This window comes from Candidatus Mycobacterium wuenschmannii (assembly GCF_030252325.1).
GTDB lineage: Bacteria > Actinomycetota > Actinomycetes > Mycobacteriales > Mycobacteriaceae > Mycobacterium > Mycobacterium wuenschmannii.
Map to the genome: position 1 here is coordinate 3,374,001 of NZ_CP126981.1, position 21,410 is coordinate 3,395,410.

21 protein-coding genes and 1 pseudogene are annotated in these 21,410 nt (G+C 68.5%); 9 read left to right on the forward strand and 13 right to left on the reverse strand.

The features are described 5' to 3' along the window. Nucleotides 1-7: 7 nt before the first annotated feature. Nucleotides 8-991, reverse strand: a complete 984-nt coding sequence (locus PT015_RS16195; protein WP_285185771.1) for an LLM class F420-dependent oxidoreductase — start codon at nucleotides 989-991, stop codon at nucleotides 8-10. A gap of 38 nt (nucleotides 992-1,029) precedes the next feature. Continuing rightward, nucleotides 1,030-1,494, reverse strand: coding sequence for a GatB/YqeY domain-containing protein (locus PT015_RS16200; RefSeq protein ID WP_285185773.1), 465 nt, complete (start codon nucleotides 1,492-1,494; stop codon nucleotides 1,030-1,032). Nucleotides 1,495-1,584: 90 nt separating this feature from the next. On the opposite strand from PT015_RS16200, the gene PT015_RS16205 reads away from it, so the two are divergent. The 5 genes from PT015_RS16205 to PT015_RS16225 are packed head-to-tail and all read left to right on the forward strand — an operon-like array spanning nucleotide 1,585 to nucleotide 6,861. Next, complete coding sequence (locus tag PT015_RS16205) at nucleotides 1,585-2,796, forward strand: hypothetical protein (protein ID WP_390888029.1); 1,212 nt, start codon at nucleotides 1,585-1,587, stop codon at nucleotides 2,794-2,796. A gap of 3 nt (nucleotides 2,797-2,799) precedes the next feature. Beyond that, nucleotides 2,800-3,453: a DUF4129 domain-containing protein gene (locus tag PT015_RS16210; protein WP_285185775.1), complete on the forward strand. Its 654-nt coding sequence runs from the start codon at nucleotides 2,800-2,802 to the stop codon at nucleotides 3,451-3,453. After that, on the forward strand, nucleotides 3,435-4,580 hold the full coding sequence (locus PT015_RS16215) for a DUF4350 domain-containing protein (protein WP_285185776.1): 1,146 nt from the start codon (nucleotides 3,435-3,437) through the stop codon (nucleotides 4,578-4,580). Before PT015_RS16210 ends, PT015_RS16215 begins: the two co-directional genes overlap by 19 nt. Continuing rightward, nucleotides 4,577-5,539: an AAA family ATPase gene (locus PT015_RS16220; RefSeq protein ID WP_285185777.1), complete on the forward strand. Its 963-nt coding sequence runs from the start codon at nucleotides 4,577-4,579 to the stop codon at nucleotides 5,537-5,539. The genes PT015_RS16215 and PT015_RS16220 overlap by 4 nt, the downstream gene beginning before the upstream one ends. After that, nucleotides 5,539-6,861 (forward strand): DUF58 domain-containing protein, encoded by a 1,323-nt coding sequence (locus tag PT015_RS16225; protein ID WP_285185778.1) that lies wholly within the window; start codon nucleotides 5,539-5,541, stop codon nucleotides 6,859-6,861. Before PT015_RS16220 ends, PT015_RS16225 begins: the two co-directional genes overlap by 1 nt. A gap of 1 nt (nucleotide 6,862) precedes the next feature. Here PT015_RS16225 and PT015_RS16230 read toward each other — a convergent pair whose 3' ends face one another. Further along, the gene (locus PT015_RS16230) at nucleotides 6,863-7,855 is read right to left on the reverse strand and encodes a stage II sporulation protein M (protein ID WP_285185779.1); all 993 of its coding nucleotides are present in this window, start codon (nucleotides 7,853-7,855) and stop codon (nucleotides 6,863-6,865) included. A gap of 54 nt (nucleotides 7,856-7,909) precedes the next feature. Here PT015_RS16230 and PT015_RS16235 point away from each other — a divergent pair, with 54 nt between their 5' ends. Beyond that, nucleotides 7,910-8,674, forward strand: a complete 765-nt coding sequence (locus PT015_RS16235; RefSeq protein ID WP_390887833.1) for an RDD family protein — start codon at nucleotides 7,910-7,912, stop codon at nucleotides 8,672-8,674. Here PT015_RS16235 and PT015_RS16240 read toward each other — a convergent pair whose 3' ends face one another. Beyond that, entirely contained in the window at nucleotides 8,675-9,058 is a 384-nt protein-coding gene (locus PT015_RS16240) for a hypothetical protein (RefSeq protein WP_285185781.1), read from the reverse strand. A 148-nt stretch (nucleotides 9,059-9,206) separates the two neighbouring features. On the opposite strand from PT015_RS16240, the gene PT015_RS16245 reads away from it, so the two are divergent. After that, nucleotides 9,207-9,944: a PadR family transcriptional regulator gene (locus PT015_RS16245; protein WP_285185783.1), complete on the forward strand. Its 738-nt coding sequence runs from the start codon at nucleotides 9,207-9,209 to the stop codon at nucleotides 9,942-9,944. Nucleotides 9,945-9,995: 51 nt separating this feature from the next. On the opposite strand, the pseudogene glpK reads toward PT015_RS16245, so the two are convergent. After that, nucleotides 9,996-11,512, reverse strand: a pseudogene (glpK, locus tag PT015_RS16250) (glycerol kinase GlpK). 55 nt (nucleotides 11,513-11,567) lie between these two features. Then, nucleotides 11,568-12,260, reverse strand: coding sequence for a hypothetical protein (locus tag PT015_RS16255; protein ID WP_285185784.1), 693 nt, complete (start codon nucleotides 12,258-12,260; stop codon nucleotides 11,568-11,570). A gap of 208 nt (nucleotides 12,261-12,468) precedes the next feature. On the opposite strand from PT015_RS16255, the gene PT015_RS16260 reads away from it, so the two are divergent. Then, the gene (locus PT015_RS16260; protein ID WP_285185786.1) at nucleotides 12,469-13,944 is read left to right on the forward strand and encodes a glutamate--cysteine ligase; all 1,476 of its coding nucleotides are present in this window, start codon (nucleotides 12,469-12,471) and stop codon (nucleotides 13,942-13,944) included. A gap of 29 nt (nucleotides 13,945-13,973) precedes the next feature. Then, nucleotides 13,974-14,657 (forward strand): SAM-dependent methyltransferase, encoded by a 684-nt coding sequence (locus tag PT015_RS16265; protein ID WP_285185787.1) that lies wholly within the window; start codon nucleotides 13,974-13,976, stop codon nucleotides 14,655-14,657. Here the strand turns inward: PT015_RS16265 and PT015_RS16270 are convergent. From PT015_RS16270 to PT015_RS16300, 7 genes are all read right to left on the reverse strand, one after another. Then, nucleotides 14,654-15,214 carry a hypothetical protein gene (locus PT015_RS16270; protein ID WP_285185789.1) on the reverse strand — a complete coding sequence of 187 codons (561 nt, stop codon included), beginning with the start codon at nucleotides 15,212-15,214 and terminating at the stop codon, nucleotides 14,654-14,656. The genes PT015_RS16265 and PT015_RS16270 overlap by 4 nt on opposite strands. A gap of 48 nt (nucleotides 15,215-15,262) precedes the next feature. After that, the gene (gene egtE, locus PT015_RS16275; RefSeq protein WP_285185790.1) at nucleotides 15,263-16,396 is read right to left on the reverse strand and encodes an ergothioneine biosynthesis PLP-dependent enzyme EgtE; all 1,134 of its coding nucleotides are present in this window, start codon (nucleotides 16,394-16,396) and stop codon (nucleotides 15,263-15,265) included. Beyond that, entirely contained in the window at nucleotides 16,393-17,358 is a 966-nt protein-coding gene (egtD, locus tag PT015_RS16280; protein WP_285185792.1) for an L-histidine N(alpha)-methyltransferase, read from the reverse strand. The genes egtE and egtD overlap by 4 nt, the downstream gene beginning before the upstream one ends. Before the next feature lie 2 nt (nucleotides 17,359-17,360). After that, the gene (gene egtC, locus PT015_RS16285; RefSeq protein ID WP_285185793.1) at nucleotides 17,361-18,056 is read right to left on the reverse strand and encodes an ergothioneine biosynthesis protein EgtC; all 696 of its coding nucleotides are present in this window, start codon (nucleotides 18,054-18,056) and stop codon (nucleotides 17,361-17,363) included. After that, nucleotides 18,056-19,327, reverse strand: a complete 1,272-nt coding sequence (egtB, locus tag PT015_RS16290; RefSeq protein WP_390888030.1) for an ergothioneine biosynthesis protein EgtB — start codon at nucleotides 19,325-19,327, stop codon at nucleotides 18,056-18,058. Before egtB ends, egtC begins: the two co-directional genes overlap by 1 nt. Before the next feature lie 26 nt (nucleotides 19,328-19,353). Further along, the gene (gene egtA, locus PT015_RS16295; RefSeq protein WP_285185795.1) at nucleotides 19,354-20,631 is read right to left on the reverse strand and encodes an ergothioneine biosynthesis glutamate--cysteine ligase EgtA; all 1,278 of its coding nucleotides are present in this window, start codon (nucleotides 20,629-20,631) and stop codon (nucleotides 19,354-19,356) included. A 134-nt stretch (nucleotides 20,632-20,765) separates the two neighbouring features. After that, nucleotides 20,766-21,410 (reverse strand): sensor domain-containing protein, encoded by a 645-nt coding sequence (locus PT015_RS16300; protein WP_285185796.1) that lies wholly within the window; start codon nucleotides 21,408-21,410, stop codon nucleotides 20,766-20,768.

Below are 21,410 nucleotides of genomic sequence, written 5' to 3' on the forward strand. Positions count from 1 at the left end.
CGCCTCCCTATGCCGCCGACCTGAGCGCTGCGAGCAACGGTTCGGCGGCCTCTTTCAGGAATTGCTGTTGGGTGTCGCCGCCGATCTGAATCAGCGCGATGTCGGTGAAGCCGGCTTCCCAATACGGTCGCACTGCGTCGACGATGGCGTCCAGATCGGGGCCGCAGGGAATGCTCTCGGCGACGTCCTCTGGCCGGACGAACTGCGCCGCGCCGGCGAATCCCGCGGGGGTGGGCAAGTCCGCGTTGACTTTCCAACCGCCGCCGAACCAGCGAAACTGATCGTGCGCGCGCTCGATCGCCGCGTTGCGATCTGGGTCCCAGCAGATCGGAATCTGGCCGATGATCCGGCCGCCGCCGGCCAGATTCTTGGCCTGCCGAGCGGTATGCCACTCGTGCACGAGGTCGCCGCTGGGCTCGGTCGCAATCAGGTGATCGGCCAGCACGCCGAACTTGTCGATCGCTTTCGTGCCGCCCATGGCGATGCCGATCTCGACTTGAGCGTCGGGCAGGTCCCACAGGCGGGCGGAGTCCACCTGGTAGTAGTCCCCGCGCCAATCCACCAGCTCGCCGCTGAAGAGGCTGCGGATGATGTCGACCGCCTCACGCAGCATGTCCTGCCGCTGCGCGACCGCGGGCCAACCCTTCCCGACGACGTGTTCGTTGAGGTTCTCGCCACTACCGAGGCCTAGGGTGAAGCGCCCGTCGGCGAGGATCTGCACCGTCGCCGCCTGCTGCGCGACGACCGCCGGGTGATAGCGCATGGTCGGGCAGGTCACGTAGGTGGCAAGGCCGACTCGCTCGGTGGCCTGCGCCACCGCGCCTAACACGGCCCACGCATTGGGCGCGTGTCCCTGCGATGTCAGCCAGGGCGAGAAGTGGTCGCTGGCGACTTCGAAGTCGAAGCCTCGATGTTCAGCCGAAATCGCATTTCGGACAAGGTCTTTGGGGCCGTTCTGCTCTGTCATGAGGGTATAGCCGAACCGAGTCATTTAGTTCGGGTACCCGAGCCTCACTCAGGCAAACGGCGTCACAGCCGGTCTTTGACCGCCTTGGACAGCCGGGCACCGTCGGCCTTGCCGGCGGCGAGCGCGGTGGCCGCCTTCATCACCTGTCCCATCTGCTTCATCCCCGGCCGCTCGCCGATCTCCTCGGCCACCTGGGCGATCGCGGTGTCGGCGACATCGGCCACCTCGGCGTCGGTCAGCTGAGTCGGCAGGTACTCGTCGATGACCCGCGCCTCGGCGTGCTCGTTGGCCGCGAGCTCACCGCGGCCGTTCTGGGTGTAGATCTCCGCCGCCTCGCCACGCTTGCGTGACTCCTTGGCCAGCACTTTGAGCACCTCGTCGTCGGAGAGCTCGCGGGCCTCCTTGCCCGAGACCTCTTCGGTCTGGATCGCGGCCAGCAGCATTCGCAGCGTCGCGGTGCGCAGCTTGTCCTTCGCCTTCATCGCGTCGGTGAGGTCGGTCCGCAGTCGGGACTTGAGTTCGGCCATGGCGGAGACGCTACGCGCCGGCGCACGGCACGTTGAGAAATAGCCGACTGCTCGACAATATGGAGCCATGACCCTCGTCCGCGGCACTGCCTGGTGAGCGCGCCGCCGCCGGGCTACCCGGACTACCGTTACAGCGGTTACCCGCCGAGCGGTTACGGGCCTCCCCCCTACCCGTCCTATCCGCCGATGGGTTATCCGCCTGCCGCGTATTCACCTCAGGGCTATCCCGCTGCTGCGTATCCGGCCCAGCCCTACCCACCGCCGCCCGCTTACCCGCCGCCGTCCTACCAGCCGATTTCTGGCTGGCAGCCGCCGTACACTCCGCAACCCACCTACGCCCAGCCACCGCGCGCAGTATGGGCGCCCGGCATCATCCCGCTGCGACCGCTGAGTCTCAGCGACATCTTCAACGGCGCGGCCGTCTACATCCGCGCCAATCCGAGGGCGACGCTGGGCGTGACCGCGGTCGTCGTCGTGATCACGCAGCTCATTTCGTTGGCCGCGGCGCTCGGCCCGTTGGCGGCGGCAAGCAAGCTGCGCACCGAACCGGCCGACGAACTCACCGGCGGCGACATCGGCGCCTGGTCGCTGTCGGCGGGCCTCAGCGGTGTGGTCGGTTGGCTCGGCGGCATCCTGCTGACCGGCATGCTGACGGTCGTAGTCGGACGTGCGGTGTTCGGCGGCAGCATCGGGGCCGGCGAGGCGTGGGCCCGGATCCGCGGGCGGCTGCCCACCCTGCTCGGGCTGGTCGCGCTGGAACTGGGCGGGCTGGTCCTGCTCGCCGGTGGAGTCGGCGTGATAATCGGGGCCACCGCCGCGGCGGGCAACGTGGCCGCCGCGGTCATGCTCGGCTTCCCGCTGGTGCTGACCGCGGGCGCGGGGCTGATCTATCTCTACGTGGCATTGACCTTCGCGCCGGTCCTGGTGGTGCTCGAGCGCCTTCCGGTCATAGCGGCGGTGACGCGCTCGTTCGCGTTGGTGCGCAACAACTTCTGGCGGATTCTCGGCATCCGGATGCTGACCTGGCTGGTGGTGTCGTTGATCGCGGGCGCCATCGCGGTGCCGTTCAACTTTCTCGGCCAACTGGCCGGCGGATCCGGGCCGCTGCTGGTCGCCGCGACGGTCGGTGCCGTGGGCGCGGCGATCGGCCGTATCGTGACCACCCCGTTCGACGCCGGCGTCGTGGTGCTGCTCTACACCGATCGCCGAATCCGCAGTGAGGCCTTCGATCTCGTACTGCAGACCGGCGCGGCCCGCGGCCCCGCGGGCACCGACGACCTCTGGCTGACCCGGCCCGTATAGAGGATGCCCGCCATCGACATCGACCGCGACGCCGCGCACGACGCCGCCCAGCGCGAACTGGACAAGCCGATCTATCCCAGGAGCTCGGTCTCGGACCGCGTTCAGGAGTGGATCCACGAACTGCTGTACCGGCTCGTCGAGAAGGGCTCGTCACTGCCGGGCGGATGGTTGACCATCGTCGTGCTGGTCGCGCTGCTGGTGGCCGCAGTGGTGGTTGCCGTCCGCATCTGGCGCCGAACGATCCGCACCCGTGCCGGTGGTGACTACCTGCTGTTCGATGCCGGCCAGCTGACCGCGGCCGAACATCGCGCGATCGCGGAACGCTTTGCGGCCGAGGAGAACTGGACCGCGGCGATTCGCCATCGGCTGCGCGCGGTGGCCCGCGCCCTGGAGGAGAACGGCACCCTGGACCCGGCGCCTGGCCGCACCGCCAGCGAGCTGGCCAGCCATGCCGCCGAACGCCTACCCGCGCTGACCGCCGAATTATCCCGTTCGGCAACCACTTTCAACGACGTCACCTACGGCGAGCGGCCCGGCACCCAGGCCGCCTACCAGATGATCGTCGACCTCGATGATCATCTCCGGCTCCGCTCTGCCGCCGGAGACTTCGGCACAGCCGAACCACGAACAGTCGACGCGTGGACCCCGGTGCGGTGACGGCGACGCTGGCACCCGCGCGGGTGCGTCGACGGCCGTGGTGGTGGCTGCTGGCCGCGCTGGTCGCCGTCTCGACCGTTGCCGCGATCGGCACGTACCTGACCGCCCCGCGGCCGGGCGGGCGGTTGGACCCCGAAGCGACCGGACCCGACGGCGCACATGCGCTGGTTTCGCTCTTACGGGACCAAGGCGTCACTGTCGTCGTCGCGAACACCGTCGACGAGGCGGTCGCCGCGGCGCGCCCGGGGTCGCTGTTGCTGTTCGGCCAGACGCAGCGCATCACCGCCGAGCCACTGCTGAAACGACTCGCCGGCACCCCCGGCGACCTGCTGCTCGTCGAGCCCACGTCGCGGGCACGCGCCGCACTGTCACCTGGCATCCGGTCGGCCGGCGGCGCGGCGGCCAAGGACCAACCGGATTGCGCTCTGCGGGAAGCGAATCGGGCCGGGTCAGCGGACCTGGGCGCCGCGAACACCTTCGAGGCCGTCGGTGACCGGTCGGTGACCAGCTGCTACGGCGGCGCGGTGGTGCGCTACCGCGACGACGACCGCAGCGTGACGGTGGTCGGCAGCCTCGAGTTCATGACGAACGGCCGGTTGTTGCGCGCCGGCAACGCCGCGCTGGCGATGAACCTGGCCGGCCAGCATTCGCGGCTGGTGTGGTTCGCCCCGCAGCACGCCGAGGGCGGGTCGGCGGCCAAGGGAAAGATCTTCGACCTGATCCCGGCGAACGTGTCCTGGATGGTCGTCCAGCTGTGGCTGGCCGTCGCGCTCGTCGCGTTGTGGAAGGGCCGGCGGATCGGGCCGCTGGTCGCGGAGGAACTGCCGGTGGTGGTGCGCGCATCGGAGACCGTCGAGGGCCGCGGCCGGCTGTACCGGTCACGCCGGGCCCGCGACCGCGCGGCGCAGGCCTTGCGCACCGCGACACTGCAGCGCGTGCTGCCGCGGCTCGGCCTTGCTGCCGAAGCCCAACCTCCGGCGCTCGTGCAGGCCATCGCGGCGCGAACTCGATCGGATCCAGAACTGGTGGGGCACATCCTGTTCGGGCCGCCGCCAGCCACCGACGCGGACCTGGTACAGCTCACCCATGCACTCGATGACATCGAAAGGCAGGTTGCACAGTCATGACTCAACCACCCCCGGATCAGTCGGCGCGCAACGCGCTGCTCGCGTTGCGCGGCGAGATCGGCAAGGCCGTGGTCGGGCAGGAAGCGGTGATCACCGGCCTGGTGATCGCGCTGCTGTGCCGGGGCCACGTGCTGCTCGAAGGTGTTCCGGGCGTGGCGAAGACGCTGCTGGTGCGATCCCTGGCCGCGGCCCTGCAGCTGGATTTCAAGCGCGTCCAGTTCACCCCCGACCTGATGCCCGGCGACATCACCGGATCGCTGGTCTACGACAACCGGACCGCCGAGTTCACCTTCCGCAGCGGACCGGTGTTCACCAACCTGCTGCTGGCCGACGAGATCAACCGGACGCCGCCGAAAACGCAGGCCGCGCTGCTGGAGGCGATGGAGGAGCGTCAGGTCAGCGTGGACGGCGAGCCCAGGGCGCTGCCCGACCCGTTCATCGTTGCGGCAACGCAGAATCCGATCGAATACGAGGGCACCTATCAGCTGCCGGAGGCGCAACTCGACCGGTTCCTGCTGAAGCTCGAGGTGCCACTGCCGCCGCGGGACGCCGAAATCGCCATCCTCGGCCGGCATGCCCGCGGCTTCGACCCTCGCGACCTGTCGGCGATCCGGCCGGTGGCCGGTGCGGCAGACCTGGCCGCCGGACGGGACGCGGTGCGCCGGGTGCTGGTCGCCGACGAGGTGCTCGGCTACATCGTCGACATCGTCGGCTCGACCCGGCACTCGCCCGCGCTGCAGCTCGGCGTATCTCCGCGTGGCGCAACCGCTTTGCTGACCACCGCCCGATCGTGGGCGTGGCTGTCCGGGCGCAACTACGTGACCCCCGATGACGTGAAGGCGATGGCCCGGCCGACGTTGCGGCACCGGGTCATGTTGCGGCCCGAGGCCGAACTCGAGGGCGCCAACACCGACGGCGTGCTCGACGGCATCCTGGCCTCGGTCCCGGTGCCGCGCTAGTGGTGCTGACCGGGCGCACCGGGCTGATCGCGCTGCTGAGTGTGGTGCCGATCGTGGCATCACCCTGGCCGCAGGCGACTTTCGCGGCGCTGCTCGGCCTGCTCGCGGTCGCGGTCGCAGCCGATATCGCATTGGCGGCCAATATTTTTCAGCTGCAATACACCCGGCTACCGAGCGGCTCGGTGCGACTCGGCGAGACGGTGACCATCGCGCTGCTGATCCACAACGCCGGTCGGCGGCGTCTCCGGGGCCGGGTGCGCGACGCCTGGCCGCCGAGCACTCAGACCGAGCCGGTCAGTCACGCCGTCGATATCGCTGCGGGACAAGGTGTTCGGCTGGATACCCTGCTGCGGCCGATCCGGCGCGGCGACCAACGGTCGGCGGCGGTCACCGCACGCTCGATCGGCCCCCTCGGGTTGGCGGGCCGGCAACGCTCGCGCCCGGTGCCGAGCGAGGTGCGGGTGCTGCCGCCGTTCCTGTCGCGTAAACACCTGCCGTCGCGGCTGGCCAGACTGCGGGAGATCGACGGCCTGCTGCCGACGCTGACGCGCGGCCAGGGCACTGAATTCGATTCGCTGCGTGAGTATGTGGTCGGCGACGACGTCCGCTCCATCGACTGGCGGGCGACCGCCCGTCGCGCCGACGTCGTGGTCCGCACCTGGCGCCCGGAACGCGATCGCCGCGTCGTGATCGTGCTCGACACCGGACGCACCTCGGCTGGCCGCGTAGGCGTTGACCCGACCGCCGGCGACCCCAGCGGCTGGCCGCGACTGGACTGGTCGATGGATGCCGCGCTGCTGTTGGCCGCGCTGGCTTCGCGGGCCGGTGACACCGTCGACTTCCTCGCACACGACCGGATCAGCAGGGCAGGCGTCTTCGGCGCCTCGCGGACCGAGTTGCTGGCACGCGTCGTCGAGGCGATGGCTCCGCTGAAGCCGGCGCTCATCGAATCCGACTCCACTGCAATGGTTTCCGCGATCATCAAACGAACTCGGCGCCGCGCACTGGTGGTGCTGATGACCGACCTCAACGCGAGCGCCCTCGACGAGGGCTTGCTGCCGGTGCTGCCCCTGCTGTCAACCAAGCATCAGGTGATCGTCGCCGCGGTCGGTGACCCGCGGGTCGACCAGTTGGCGGCCGGGCGCTCCGATGTGGCCGCGGTCTACGACGCGGCGGCGGCCGAACGCTGCCGCGGCGAGCGGTCCGCGATCGCGACCCGCCTGCGGTACAGCGGTGTCGAGGTCATCGACGCGCCGCCGACCGAGTTGGCGCCCGCGCTTGCCGACCGCTATCTGGCGATGAAAGCAGCGGGTCGGCTGTAGCTCACCGGGTCGGGACTACGTCCGGCGCGTCGGCGATGTCACCCGTCTCGCCGGCCCGCACCGCGCGTCGGCCGTAATGCACGACGTAGGCCAGGAACCCCGCTTCGGCGAGCACACCGATCCCGATCCGCAGCGGCGTCGGCAGCGGCGACGGCGTCACGAACGCCTCGATCACACCCGAAACGAGAAGTACCACAACCAGACCCACCGCCGCCGAGATCACCGCGCGACCCTGCTCGGCCAGCACCTGACCGCGCGGCCGGTCGCCCGGCGAGATCACCGACCAACCCAATCGCATGCCGACCGCCCCCGCCAGGAACACCGCCGTCAGCTCTAACAGGCTGTGCGGCAACAACAATCCGAACAGCACATTGGCCTTGCCCGCCTGCAACATCAGGCCGGCCACCACGCCGAGGTTGGCGGCGTTGGCGAACAGCACGAACGGGATCGGCACACCAAGGACGATCGAGAACGCGATGCACTTGGCCGCTACCCAGGAGTTGTTCACCCAGACGTGCAGACCGAACGCGGCCGCCGCATGCTCGCTGTAATAGGAGGCGAAGTCGTGGTTGACCAATTCGTCGATCTCGCTGGGTGTTCCGATCGTCGACTGCACCTCCGGGCTGCCCATGACCCACAGCGCGATTGCCGCGGAGACGGCGAAGAACACCACCGCGGAGCCCAACCACCAGCGCCAGGCGCGGTAGGCCACGACGGGGAAGGAGACCGTCCAGAACCGGGTGAACTCGCTGGACAGCGGCGCGTGTGCGCCCGTGACGGCGGCACGGGCCCGCGCCACCAGACTCGACAACCGGCCGACGAGCGCCGAATCGGAGGACGCGGACCGCAGCATCGACAGGTGCGTCGAGGCCCGCTGATAGAGCTCGACGAGCTCGTCGATCTCCGCGCCACCCAGCCGATTGCGGTTGCGGATCAGGTGCTCGAGCCGGTCCCAGCTGTCGCGATGTGCGTACACGAACGCATCGACGTCCATCGCACCGAGACTAGCCGCCGTGGGTCGCCGTAAATGTTGGGTAGCGTGCGCAGTATGTCGGAGGTGGTGACCGGGGATGCGGTGGTGCTCGATGTTCGCGTCGCCCAGCTGCCGGTACGTGCCGTTAGCGCCCTGATCGACATCATCGTGATCGTCATCGGCTACCTGATGTCGCTGACGCTGTGGGCGGGCACGCTCGGCCGGTTCGACGACGCCGTCGTCGCCGCCATCATGATCATCTTCACGGTGCTGGTGTTCGTCGGCTATCCGCTGGTGTTCGAGACCGCGTCGCGCGGCCGCACGATCGGCAAGATGGTGATGGGCCTGCGGGTGGTTTCCGACGACGGCGGCCCGGAACGGTTTCGTCAGGCGCTGTTTCGCGCGCTGGCCTCGGTCGTCGAGATCTGGATGTTGTTCGGCAGCCCCGCGGTGATCTGCAGCATGCTCTCGCCGCGGGCCAAGCGAATCGGAGACGTCTTCGCCGGCACGATCGTGATCAGCGAGCGCGGGCCGAAACTCGGACCGCCACCGGCCATGCCGCCGCACCTAGCGTGGTGGGCGGCATCGCTGCAGCTATCCGGCCTGAGTGCCGAGCAAGCCGATGTGGCCCGCCAATTCCTCTCGCGGGCAATGCAACTCGACCCTCATCTGCGTGATCAGATGGCATATCGGATCGCGGGTGAGGTGCTCTCGCGGGTCGCGCCACCGCCGCCGCCCGGGACACCGCCACAACTCGTGCTGGCGGCCGTGCTCGCCGAACGGCACCGCCGCGAACTGGCGCGGCTACGACCACCGGTCGCGTACGGGCCGCCGCGCTAGCTACTGCGCCACGGTGATGGCCAGAATGGCCATGTCCGCGACCAGCAAGGCCAGCGCGGTCACCGGCACCACGAAGCCCCATCGCCGCCGCGCGGTGAAAATCGACAACACGATCGTCAGCACCGCGACCGCGGGTGCGCCGTAATACAACGTGTCGAAGCTGATTCCGTGCGGGCCGAGGTTCGGGCACGCCTTGTAACTGCAGGCCGCCGTGCTCATCACCGCGCCCAGTGCCACTGCCATCGCGACACCGGCGCCGATCACGGTGAGCAGCGCGAGCGCCCAGTTCAGCCAGAGTCTGCGGCGCACGTCACGACGGTCGGCCTTGGCTTGGGCCGTGTGCTCGACGTCCGGCTGATCGTCCACGTCAACGTCCTTGCTCATCAGTGGGTGCTACCCCGCGGTTCCAGCCCGCAAACCGGCGCGAGGCGCCGCCGCACCAAACCCGCCCTTGCCGAACGATAGTTTCCGATATATCGTCGTCGTATCGGTAGCGCACCCGGCGCTGCCTTTCCAGAAACGAGATCAACTCATGAACAACCCATTCTTCGATGCCGGCGGGCCCGCAGCAGGCGGCCCGTTCGCCGGACGGGGAGCAGGCTTCGGCTTCGCACCCCCGGACCGTCGCGCCCTGCACGAACAGCGCAAGCAGGCCCGTCGCGATTTCCGCGACGCCCTACGTGGCCACGACGCCGGTCAGGACGGTCCGTTCGGGCCCGGTTTCGGACGGGGCTTCGGCCGCGGATTCGGACCCGGCGGTTTCGGCCCCGGCTTCGGCGGCGGATTCGGTGGCGGCCCTCGCGGCGGACGCCGCGGCGGTCACGGCCGACGCGGTCGTCGAGGCGATGTCCGGGCCGCCATCCTGGTCCTGCTCGCCGAGCGGCCGATGCACGGCTACGAGATCATCCAGGAGGTCGCCGAGCGCAGCCAGGATCTGTGGAAGCCGAGCCCCGGCTCGGTCTACCCGACCCTGCAGCTACTGGTCGACGAGGGGCTGATCGTCAGCACCGAATCCGAAGGCAGCAAGAAGCTCTTCGCATTGACCGACGCCGGCAAGGAGGCAGCCGAGAAGGTCGCCACCCCGCCGTGGGAGGAGATCGCCGACGGCATCGACCCGGCTCATCTCAACCTGCGCGCCGCCGTCGGCCAGTTGTTCGGCGCCGTAGCGCAATCCGCGCATGCCGCCAACGAGGAGCAGCAGAAGCGCATCCTCGACATCGTCAACAACGCTCGCCGCGAGATCTACACGATTCTCGGCGAGGACAACTGATCGCTCCGCACGCGGTGGGGGCCGGCGACCGCCGGTTCCCACCGTCGTACGTCAGGTGACTTCGACCCAATCGAGCGTGCGCTGCACGGCTTTTCGCCAACCCGCGTATCCCGCCGAGCGTTCCTGCTCGCCCCACTGCGGCGCCCAGCGCCTGCCTTCGCGCCAGTTGGCGCGCAAGTCGTCCGGGCCCGACCAGAAGCCGACCGCTAGGCCCGCCGCATACGCTGCGCCCAGCGCCGTCGTCTCCGCGATCACCGGACGTACCACCTCGACACCGAGCACGTCTGCCTGGATCTGCATGCACAGGTCGTTCGCGGTGATTCCGCCGTCGACCTTCAAAACCCCAAGGCGCACACCGGAATCGGCCTGCATGGCGTCGACGACATCGCGGCTCTGGTAGCAGATCGACTCCAGCGTCGCGCGCGCCAGATGCGCGTTGGTGTTGAAACGCGACAGGCCGACGATCGCGCCGCGGGCATCCGAGCGCCAGTACGGGGCGAACAGGCCCGAGAACGCCGGCACGAAGTACACCCCGCCGTTGTCGTCGACCTGTCGGGCCAGCGCCTCGCTCTGCGCCGCCCCGCTGATGATGCCCAACTGATCGCGCAACCATTGCACCGCCGAGCCCGTGACCGCGATCGAGCCCTCAAGGGCGTAAACGGGTTTCGCATCCCCGAATTGGTAGCACACCGTGGTCAGCAGGCCGTTGTCCGAGCGGACGATGTTCTCGCCGGTGTTCAGCAGCAGGAAATTGCCGGTGCCGTAGGTGTTCTTGGCGTCGCCGGGTTCGAGGCAGACCTGACCGACCATCGCCGCGTGTTGGTCGCCGAGGATTCCGGTGATCGGCACCTCGCCGCCGAGTGGGCCGTCCACGCTCGTGACGCCGTAGGGCTCCCGCGGTGACGACGCCGCGATAGTCGGCAGCATCGCGCGCGGAATGTCGAAGAGCGACAACAGTTCGTCGTCCCAATCCAGGGTCTCGAGATTCATCAGCATGGTCCGGCTGGCGTTGGTGACATCGGTGATGTGCACCCGCCGCGCGGCCCGCCGGTGAGGTTCCACAGCAGCCAGGTGTCGGTCGTGCCGAAGATCGCGTCGCCGCGCTCGGCCGCCGCGCGCACACCGTCGACGTTCTCCAGGATCCATTGCAGCTTGCCGCCGGAGAAATACGTCGCGGGCGGCAGGCCGGCCTTATGCCGGATGACGTCGCCGTGGCCGTCCCGGTCGAGCGCCGACGCGATGCGATCGGTGCGGGTGTCCTGCCAGACGATCGCGTTGTAATAGGGCCGGCCGGTGCGTCGGTTCCACACCAGGGTGGTCTCACGCTGGTTGGTGATGCCTAGCGCGACAATGTCTTTCGACGATAGGTCGGTGGCGTTGAGCGCCGACATCAGCACTGCCGTGGTGCGTTCCCAGATCTCGATCGGGTTGTGTTCGACCCACCCGGCGCGCGGCAGGATCTGGTCGTGCTCGAGCTGATGCCGCCCCACCTCGTCGCCGTCGTGGCCGAAGATGATGCAGCGCGTACTGGTGGTGCCCTGGTCGATCGAGGCGACGAACTCGGCCAATTACTCTTCCTCCCGCGCTCGACGTCCATCATGGACTACGCGGGAGGCGGTCGGGTCAGAGTCCGGGGACTCCGCCGATCGCACTCAGGCCGAAGTCTGGATTGAGGAAATCGGCGACGGTGAGCGGGAAGATCGGCGTGATGTCCCCGCCGATGTCACTGAACCCGATCTGAACCACCGACGGAATGGTGAATAGCCACTCCGAGGAGTCCGGGCCCGCCGCCCCGCTGAAGAAGTCGAGATCGAATGTCAGCCCGTTGTAGCTGCCTTCGAGGTAGTTGTCCGTTGCGAACGTCGTCAGGTTGACGCTGAACAGGTCGTCGAATCCGCCGGCCGAGAACAAACTGATCGTCTCGATCTCCGGTGGCGGAGTGCCGCCGAGTTCGATCACGCCTTGGTCGAAGTTGACGAAATCGGCGGAATTCACAGTGAATATCGGTGTGAACTTCCCACCGATCTCCTCGAATCCGCCTTGGTACAGCAGGGGAATCGTGAAGATCACCCCGGAGTCGCCAGATCCGGGAGCGCCATAGAACGTGTCGAGTTCGAACGGGACCAGGTTGGACGATCCAGTCAGCAAGTTGTCGAACGCATTTGTGCTCGTGTCGTAGGTGAATGTATCGGTGAAGCCATCAAAGGCGATCGGCCCGAGATGGGCCAGATCGCTCGCGTCGGCGCTCGCCGCCGCCGCGCCCAGCAACGCGATGGCCGGCGTCGCCAGCAGCGCGCCGATCGCAGCGCTCGACATGCGGCGGAACCTACGGGCCATCGACGCCTCCGAATCATTCCTGTGAGTCATGTATGACGGAGCTGAGATTGTTGCAAGTAACCTACGCACGCGTCAATAGCGTTGCGTCGGAATTTACCCAGTTGGCCCGTGTCGGCAATTCGCCGCCGTGACAGTTCATTTGGCGGATCTGTTGCGCCTCCGGCGGGAAAGCGGTTGCATCGGCGAGGTGGGCGAAGACGTCAAGCGGACCACCTATGCGCGTGTCGACCGGCAGCAGTACCGGCGCAAGGTGCAACTGTGCCTCGACGTGTTCGAACGGATGCTCGCGCAGTCCAGTTTCGAATTCGACCACCCGCTCACCGGGATGGAGATCGAGTGCAACCTGGTCGATGACGCCTACCAACCTGCGATGACGAACTCCGACGTGCTGGCAGCCATCGCCGATCCGGCCTATCAGACCGAATTGGGCGCATACAACATCGAATTCAACGTCCCACCCCGCCCGCTGGGTGGCGACACGGGTACGCAACTCGAGGACGAGGTGCGGGCCAGCCTGAACGCCGCCGAAACAAAGGCCGGCGCGGGCGGCGCCCACATCGTGATGATCGGCATCCTTCCGACACTGATGCCCGAACACCTCGCCAGCGGATGGATGAGTGAGTCGATGCGCTACGCGGCGCTCAACGACTCGATCTTCGACGCCCGCGGCGAGGACATCCAGATCGACATCGACGGGCCCGAACCGCTGAGCATGAATTCGACGTCGATTGCACCCGAATCCGCTTGCACCAGCATGCAATTGCATCTACAGGTGTCACCGGACGACTTCGCCGCCAACTGGAATGCGGCGCAGGTGCTGGCCGGCCCGCAGCTGGCGCTGGGAGCGAACTCGCCGTTCTTCTTCGGCCACCAACTGTGGTCGGAGACCCGCATCGAGTTGTTCGCACAATCCACCGACACCAGACCCGACGAGCTGAAAACCCAGGGGGTGCGCCCGCGGGTGTGGTTCGGCGAACGGTGGATCACGTCGATCTTCGACCTGTTCGAGGAGAACGTCCGCTACTTTCCGTCGCTGTTGCCCGAGGTGTCCGACGAAGACCCCGCCGCCGAACTCGACGCCGGACGCACGCCGCACCTGGCCGAACTGCGACTGCACAACGGCACGGTGTATCGGTGGAATCGGCCGGTGTACGACGTCGTCGACGGCCGCCCGCACCTGCGGGTGGAGAACCGGGTGCTGCCGGCCGGACCGACCGTCATCGACATGCTGGCCAACGCGGCCTTCTACTACGGGATGCTGCGGACGCTGTCCGAGGAAGACCGTCAGGTCTGGACCCGAATGGAATTCGCTGCGGCGCAACGCAATTTCTACGAGGCTGGCCGCCGTGGCATGGGCGCCCAGCTGTATTGGCCGGGTCGGGATTCGGTCAGCGCCGGCGAGTTGGTGCTCGACGAACTGCTCCCGATGGCGCACGCCGGTCTCGATCGTTGGGGCGTTGCACCCGACATCCGCGGCCGACTGCTCGGTGTGATCGACGGCCGGGCCCGCGCGGGCCGCAACGGGGCCGACTGGCAGGTGTCGGCGGTGCGCGCGTTGGAGAAGCGCGGGCTCGACCGGCCCGCCGCCCTGGCCGAGATGTTGCGGCTGTACTGCGAGCACATGCACAGCAACGAACCGGTCCACACCTGGGCCGAACCCTGATCGGTTGTGCCCGGCGTAGGTTGGAGCACATGGCAAATGATGTGATGGACTGGGATAGCGCCTACCGTCAGGACCGCGACGCGGGCTTCGAAGGTCCGCCGCCCTGGAACATCGGTGAGCCGCAACCGGAACTGGCCGCGCTGGCCGCGGCCGGAAAGTTCCGCAGCGACCTACTCGACGCCGGTTGCGGTTACGCCGAGTTGTCGCTGACGCTGGCCGCCGAGGGCTACACGGTGCACGGCGTCGACCTCACCCCCACCGCCGTCGCCGCCGCGACCAAGGCCGCGCAGGAGCGCGGACTGAGCACCGCGACCTTCGAACAGGCCGACATCACCGCCTTCGGCGGACACGACGGCCGCTTCAACACCGTCGTCGACAGCACGCTGTTCCACTCGCTGCCGATCGAGGGCCGCGACGACTACCTGCGCGCGGTGCACCGAGCCGCCGCCGACGGCGCGGGCTACTTTGTTCTGGTGTTCGCCAAGGGCGCGTTTCCCGCCGAGTGGGAGCAGAAGCCGAACGAGGTCGACGAGGCCGAGTTGCGCGACGCGGTCAGCGAGCACTGGCACGTCGACGAGATCCGCTCGGCCTTCATCCACGCGAATATCCCACCGGCACCGGCAGATTCGGATGTGCCGATGATCGAGCACGAGCGCGACGAGAAGGGTCGGCAGAAACTGCCCGCCTATCTACTCAGCGCCCACAAGGGCTAGAGCGGCCCGCCGGCCAGCGACGCGGTGAGCTCGGCGAATCCGTTCCCGAACAGCGCGAAATCACCGAACGGCGTGATGAGCATGTCCGAGGCGCCGGCGTTCGGCCCGCCGATGATGTCCATCCAGGCGTTCTCGAAGCCACCACCGAAGTTCATCAGGTCGAACTGCGAAGTGGTTTCGATGAGAAAGTGGGGGTCTCCTGGGTAGCCGATGCTGAGCCCGGGCTCCGTATAGACGAATTCATCGTTGGTGAAGTTTCCGAACGTCAGTTCATGGTCGACGCCCCCGAGGGAATCGGGGAACATCGGATTGCCCGTCGTCACGTCGAAAAGACTCCACCTCTCCGTTCCGATGAGGTCGTTGTAGAGCGGCGGCAGTCCGTCGGGTTCGCTGGGTAGCAGCGTCGCGACATCCGGGGTGAACGCGTAATCGTCGGCGGCGGATACCGCCAGCGGCGAGATCGCGATGGCCAGCAAACCTCCCGCGATTCCGCCGAGCACCCGTCGTTGCGTGATGTTCATCTCGTCAGCCTGCGCCCGAAAGGGGTCGCCGCGCATCAGGGGTTTCCCTTATCTTTGGGAATTTTCGCAGAGGTTGAGCTGGGCTTATACCGCGGCGGTCGCGTCTGCGAGCGCCGCGACGAGGGTGTTCAGATCGTCGGCGCTCGCGTCAACATGCGGGGAGATGCGCAGCACCGGCGCCTGGAGCTCGTAGGGTGCGCGCTCGATCACCACGGCCGTCGTCACGATCCGGCGCTCGGCAATCAGCCAGGCGCGCACCTTCGTCGGGTCGGCTCCATCCACCGGTGCGAGTGTCGTGATGGCGCTCGGCTCGTCGAGGGGCTCGACCACCCGCCAACCCGGGACGCCGGCCAGCGCGGACCGGCTGACGCGGCCGACCTCGGCGAGCCGAGCGCAGACTGCTGCCGGCCCGGCCGCGAGGTGCTCGCCGAGTGCGACCGAAAACCCCACGCGCGCGGCGATGTTGGCCTCGCCGAGCTCGAGACGTTCGGCGTTCGACAGCGGCCCGACCCATTCGTTCGGCGGCAGCCGCGGGTGCAGTCGCTGCATCAGGGTCGGCCGGACGGCCAGCGCCCCGACTCCCCGCGGGCCGGCAGTCCACTTGCGCGACGACGCGTAGACGGCGTCGGCGCCCACCGCGCAGTCGACGTGCCCGAGCGCCTGGGCGGCGTCCACGATCAGGGGAATTCCCAAATCCCCACAGAGCTGGGCTATTTCGGCCAGCGGCTGCACGATGCCGCGGTGGCTGGCGACCACGGTCAGGTGCACCAGGTCGGGCGGATCGGCAGCCAGGCCGATCGCCGCCTCATGCAGCGCAACGCGGCCGTCGGCGTCGACAGGCAGGGTCCTGCGGTCGAAGCCGTGCACGGCAATCAGCGCCAAATTGGGGCCGTATTCGCCGGGCAGGCAGGCCAACGTCCGGCCGCCGGCCGGCCAACTCGACAACAGCAGGTCCAGCGCGTGCTGCGAACCCGTGGTGAACACGACCTGCGCGTCGGCGATCCCGGTGAGCGCGGCCACGGCGCTGCGGCCGGCGTCGAGCACGGGCGCCGCCGCCTCGGCCGCGACGTAGCCGCCGACCTCCGCTTCGTGTCGGGCATGGCGCGCCGCCGCTTCGAGGGCAGCGAGGCTCTGCCGCGAGCACGCGGCGCTGTCCAGGTGTAGCCCGGCGACCGGCGGGCGCGCGGCCCGCCACGCCTCGGCCAGGCCTGCGCTCACTTGACCGACAGCGACAACCCGAAATCGCCGGCGGCGTCGGTCCACCACTGGGTGAGCCGCAGTCCGGCGTCGGCCAATTCCGCGGCGACCTTCTCGGCGCGGAACTTGCACGACACCTCGGTGAGAACCTGTTCGCCGGAGTCGAATTCGACGGTCATGTTCAGCGCCGCGATCCGCACCCGCTGCGCCCGCTCGGACCGCAGCCGCATCTCCATCCGCTCCTCGGCGGGATTCCACGCGGCGACGTGGGTGAATGCGTCCACATCGAAGTCCGCGTTGAGTTCTCGGTTGATCACCGCCAGCACGTTGCGATTGAACTGGGCCGTGACCCCGGCCGCATCGTCATAGGCGGCGACGAGCCGGCCGGTCTCCTTGACCAGGTCGGTGCCCAGCAACAGGCTGTCGCCGGGTCGGAGGGTCGCGGCAAGGCCGATCAGAAACTCTTCGCGCGCAGCGGGTTTCAGGTTGCCGATGGTCGACCCGAGAAACACGAAAAGCCTCTTCCCTCCGGTCGGGATTTTGGCCAGATGCTCCTCGAAATCACCGCACACGGCGGCGATTTCGACTCCAGGGTATTCCTCTTGGATGGCCTTGGCGGCGATCGACAGCATGCTGGCGTCGACGTCGAACGGGACGAATCGGCGCAGGGTGCCGGCGTCGCGCAGCGCGTCGAGCAGCACGCGAGTCTTCTCCGAGGTTCCGCTGCCGAGTTCGACCAGCGTGTCGGCGCGGCTGGCGGCGGCGATCTCTGCAGCGCGGGCCCGCAGGATCTCCGCCTCCGCCCGGGTCGGGTAGTACTCCGGCAGCCGGGTGATCTGGTCGAACAGGTCGCTACCCACGGCGTCATAGAACCACTTGGGCGGCAACGACTTCGGCGTGCTCTGCAGGCCGGCACGCACGTCGCGACACAGCGCCTCGTATGCCGAGTCCGCGGCGAGGTGGTTGGACAACGTCAGTGTCATCACTATCCCTTCGTTGGGTTCAAAGCGGTCACGGTCACCCGCTCGGCGGTTACCTCGACAAGGTGGCGGTCCGGGACGTCTTCCCAGCCGGGTTGGTCGTCGTACGGCTCGCTGGCCAGCACCAGGCCGTCGTCGCGGCGCAGGATCGACAACGTGTCGCCCCACGTCGTGGCCAGCAGCCGAGAACCGTTGGCGGCCATGATGTTCAGCCGGGCGTTCGGGTCGGCGGCGCCAACCTCGGCGATGGTCTGCCCGAGCACACCGAGCCCGCGGGTGAAGATCAACGCGGCGAGAACGGCACTGTCACAGGTGGATTCGGCCGTGGCACTGGTAGGCAACACGTCACGGTCGACGACGCCGTTGTGCGACAGCAGCCACTGCCCGTCGGTAAACGGGGCGGTCGCGCTGGCTTCGATCGGCATACCCACGGTAGCCGACCGCACCGCAGCCACTACGCAGTGACTACGAAGTGCCGGCGCGATGGAATCGAAGGAAACATCTCCCCACAGCGGTGCCGCGCTGCGCCAGCGACGCGGCGTCTGACCGTCGAAAAAGCCCACGCCCCAACCGTCGGCGTTCATCAAGCCGTGCTTCTGCCGGCGCGGCGCATACGACTGCACCCGAAGGCCGTTCGGCGGGTCCAGCATCAACGAGGACACCGAGGTTTCCCGCCCGAGCCAGCCGAGGTGCCGGCACATCAGCGCGTCTCCGGATCGGCGTCGATGGACCAGGCCAGCCGGACACCGGAGAAGATCTGCCGGCGGTAGGGGTGGTCCCAGTTGCGGAAGCTGGGACGCACGATACCGGCCGCGACCGCCCATGCCCCGCCGCGCAGCACCCGGTAGTCGCCGCCGAAGAACGGTGCTGAATACCGTTGGTAGATCATCGGTGTGAAGCCCGGCCACGGTTCCAGCTCCGAACTCGTCCACTCCCACACGTCGCCCAGCAACTGCTCGACCCCGTACGCGGACGCACCGTCCGGGTAGGCGCCGACGGGCGCCGGTCGCAGGGCGTCGCCACCGAGGTTCGCGCGGGCCGGCGACGGCTCGTCGGCGCCCCAGGGATAGCGGCGTCGGGCGTTGCGTTGCGGGTCCCAGGCGCAGGCCTTCTCCCACTCGCGTTCGGTGGGCAGGCGCGCTCCGGCCCACGCAGCGTAGGCCTCCGCTTCGAAATAGCTGACGTGCTGCACCGGTTCGTCGGCGGGAATGTCCTCGACGTGACCGAACCGGGTACGGGTCTGCCCGTCGGCGCACCAGAATTGCGGAGCGGTCAGTCCCGCGGCTTGACGATGCTCCCAGCCGCGGGCCGACCACCAGTGCGGTTGCGCGTAGCCGCCGTCGGCGACGAATCGTTGCCATTCGCCGTTGGTCACCGGGACCCGGCCGATGCGAAATGCCGGCACGTCGACGACGTGCGCCGGCCGCTCGTTGTCCAACGAGAACGGCTCGTCGGCACCGTCGACGCCGAGCACGAACGGTCCGCCGGGGACCAGCACCGAGGTTCCGGCGAGGCCGGGTCGCCCGGGCGGCAACGCGCGGGCCTCCTGTAACAGCGCCGGTCCCATGCGCAGGTTGAGAGCCTGCAGCATCGTCTCGTCGTGCTGGTTTTCGTGGCTGACGACCAGGCCGTAGACGAAGTTGTGCTCGGGGTCGTCGGGCAACCGGTCGAGCGCGTCGAGCGAGGCCGCCCGCACGGTCCGGCAGTAGCTGCGGGCCTGTTCGGGCGAGAGCAGCGGCAGGTCGACACGGCTGGCGCGGGAATGCACGAACGCGTCGTAGAGCCCTTCGACATCGCCGGACAGGATGCCCGGGCGATCCGGGTTCCCGCCACGCAGCAGCCACAGCTCTTCCTGCTGGCCGATGTGCGCAAGGTCCCAGACCAGGGGGCTCATCAATGGGTCGTACTGGCGCCGCAGTTCGGCGTCGTCGAAATCGACCAGGCGCAGGGTTCTATCGCGGGCCCGCTGCATGTCGCGGACCAGCACATCGCGTGCCGTCACCGCTCCCCTACCGCCAGAGCGGTCACGGTGGCGGCGATGCCGGTCTCGATCACCCGGTCGGCGACATCGTCTGCGGCACAGCGCCCCTGCTCGACCGCGGCGACGAGCCGCTGCATCCCGGCCTGGAGGCTGTCGGGCGCGCGGTCGGCGGCGACGGCCACGCAGCGGTTGGCGGCGGTGTAGATCCGCTGGTCGGTCAGACCGATCCGCGCCGCGGTGTCCCACGCCGTGGCGACCGGTTCGACCGCCTCGGCGGCCAGGTCCGCCGCGACCGGGTCGTCGAGCAGCGTGACCATGGTGAACACCACGGCCGGCCAGAGATCGGCGGGCAAGCTGTCCAGGTAGCGAATTTCCAGCCACTGCCGCGGCCGGACCGGCGGAAACAGCGTGGTGAGGTGATACTCCAGGTCATAGCGGGTGGGACGGCGGCCGCCGAGCAGTTCGCGTCCGTCGGCCCAGTCGGCGAACGGCAGGTAGTGGGTGACGGGCACCGGCTCCGGACTGTGCACGAGCATCACCGGCGCTTTGAGCGCGTAGCGCGCCCAGTCGGTGCCGGGATCCTCGTCGCTGGCGGTCAGGATCGGCCCGCAGCGCGCCGAGTCGAGCTGGCTCCACACCCGCTGCCGGGTCGAGCGCCAACCGGAAAAGTTGCCGCTGAGCAGCGGCGAGTTGGCGGAGATCGCGACCATCACCGGTCCGAGCGCGTGCGCCAGCCGGACCCGCTCGGTCCAGCCGGACTGCGGCCCGGCATCGAGGTTGACCTGAACCGACGCGGTCGACGTCATCATCGCCGCGCCCGCTTCGCCGGTGTGGCTCGCGACGAAGAACTCTTCCATCGCGCGGTAGCGTGCGCCCGGGTTGACGCGCTCGGCCGGCCGCAGCGGATCCGCCCCCAGCGGCACCAGCCCGAGTCCGGCGGCGTCGAACGCCTTGCGCAGCACGGCCTGATCGTTCGCGATCGCGTCGATCGCGTCCGTCACTCCCAGCGCGGGCGGGCCCGACAACTCGACGGCGCCGCCCGGTTCGACGGTGACCACACTCTCGCCCGGCATCGCGGGCAATGCCTCCAGGACGCGGGTGATCTCGTCCCAGGTCGGCCGGCGTCGCGGCTCGGCCGGGTCGAAGCAGTGTGCCTCGATCTCCAGGCCGACCCGGCCCACCGGCCCGTCGGCCAGGCAGGCGTCGGACACGAATTGCGCCGCGTCCGCGGCACTGGCGAACTCGCCATCGGTCAGGCGCGCGGGATCAACCTGCGACGCGACGGCAAACGCCATGTTCGGAAATCCCTTCGGCCCCCTGGCCAACGGACCCGAGTGATCGGGGTCCGTTGGTTGCGCGCGGCTATCCAACGATAGTCACAAGACTCATCCTCCAGACGGCACCGACATATTCCCGAGAGTTCTGGCGGCTACTGTCCGAGCGCGTTCTGAATGGCTCCGGCCAGCACGTTCGCCGCCGGACCACCGTTGCCGGACTGACAGACTTTGGCTTGCAGCAGGACGTTTTCCCGCAGACGGGTCTGCGTGAAACATCGCCGGTCGGTTCCCGCCTCCTGCTTGCTCCACGACGCGTCCGCGGCGCCCGCCGGAGCGCCGTCGAACGACCACACCTGCGTCGTGCCGTTGTCCAGATGCATGGCCGTGGTCTGGCCCGAGCAACCGATCGTGCGGTCGACTACCCGGTGGAAAGCGGACCCGGCCGCCGCGGCTGTGGCAAACACCCCGACCGCCTGCTTCACGAAATGCGTCTGGTCGGTCGGCGAGGTTTGGGTGCTGGCCCCGTTGAATGACGCGAGGTCGGGGTCGCCGTAGACCTCGGGCAGCCCGATGTCGGCCCAGTTGTTGCACACCGGGTTGTCGACGGCGAAACCCTGAAACGGCTGGGCGAACAACGTCTCGTCCCGCATCGGTCCGCCGACGATGTTGCCCACCGAACCCTTGCCCAAGACGGCGTAGCTGACCACGCCGGGGTCCGACGGGCGTGCCGATGCGACCGGGACGGACATCACCACGAGGCAGCCGAAAGTTGTTGCGGCAGTACAGATCCGCCTCAT

Coding starts and splice junctions, on each gene's coding strand:
- PT015_RS16195 (WP_285185771.1), bottom strand. CDS start 991: ATGACTCGGTTCGGCTATACCCTCATGACAGAGCAGAACGGCCCCAAA.
- PT015_RS16200 (WP_285185773.1), bottom strand. CDS start 1,494: ATGGCCGAACTCAAGTCCCGACTGCGGACCGACCTCACCGACGCGATG.
- PT015_RS16210 (WP_285185775.1), top strand. CDS start 2,800: ATGCCCGCCATCGACATCGACCGCGACGCCGCGCACGACGCCGCCCAG.
- PT015_RS16220 (WP_285185777.1), top strand. CDS start 4,577: ATGACTCAACCACCCCCGGATCAGTCGGCGCGCAACGCGCTGCTCGCG.
- PT015_RS16230 (WP_285185779.1), bottom strand. CDS start 7,855: ATGGACGTCGATGCGTTCGTGTACGCACATCGCGACAGCTGGGACCGG.
- PT015_RS16235 (WP_390887833.1), top strand. CDS start 7,910: ATGTCGGAGGTGGTGACCGGGGATGCGGTGGTGCTCGATGTTCGCGTC.
- PT015_RS16240 (WP_285185781.1), bottom strand. CDS start 9,058: ATGAGCAAGGACGTTGACGTGGACGATCAGCCGGACGTCGAGCACACG.
- PT015_RS16245 (WP_285185783.1), top strand. CDS start 9,207: ATGAACAACCCATTCTTCGATGCCGGCGGGCCCGCAGCAGGCGGCCCG.
- PT015_RS16255 (WP_285185784.1), bottom strand. CDS start 12,260: ATGTCGAGCGCTGCGATCGGCGCGCTGCTGGCGACGCCGGCCATCGCG.
- PT015_RS16265 (WP_285185787.1), top strand. CDS start 13,974: ATGGCAAATGATGTGATGGACTGGGATAGCGCCTACCGTCAGGACCGC.
- PT015_RS16270 (WP_285185789.1), bottom strand. CDS start 15,214: ATGCGCGGCGACCCCTTTCGGGCGCAGGCTGACGAGATGAACATCACG.
- egtD (WP_285185792.1), bottom strand. CDS start 17,358: ATGACACTGACGTTGTCCAACCACCTCGCCGCGGACTCGGCATACGAG.
- egtC (WP_285185793.1), bottom strand. CDS start 18,056: ATGTGCCGGCACCTCGGCTGGCTCGGGCGGGAAACCTCGGTGTCCTCG.
- egtB (WP_390888030.1), bottom strand. CDS start 19,327: ATGCAGCGGGCCCGCGATAGAACCCTGCGCCTGGTCGATTTCGACGAC.
- egtA (WP_285185795.1), bottom strand. CDS start 20,631: ATGGCGTTTGCCGTCGCGTCGCAGGTTGATCCCGCGCGCCTGACCGAT.
- PT015_RS16300 (WP_285185796.1), bottom strand. CDS start 21,410: ATGAGGCGGATCTGTACTGCCGCAACAACTTTCGGCTGCCTCGTGGTG.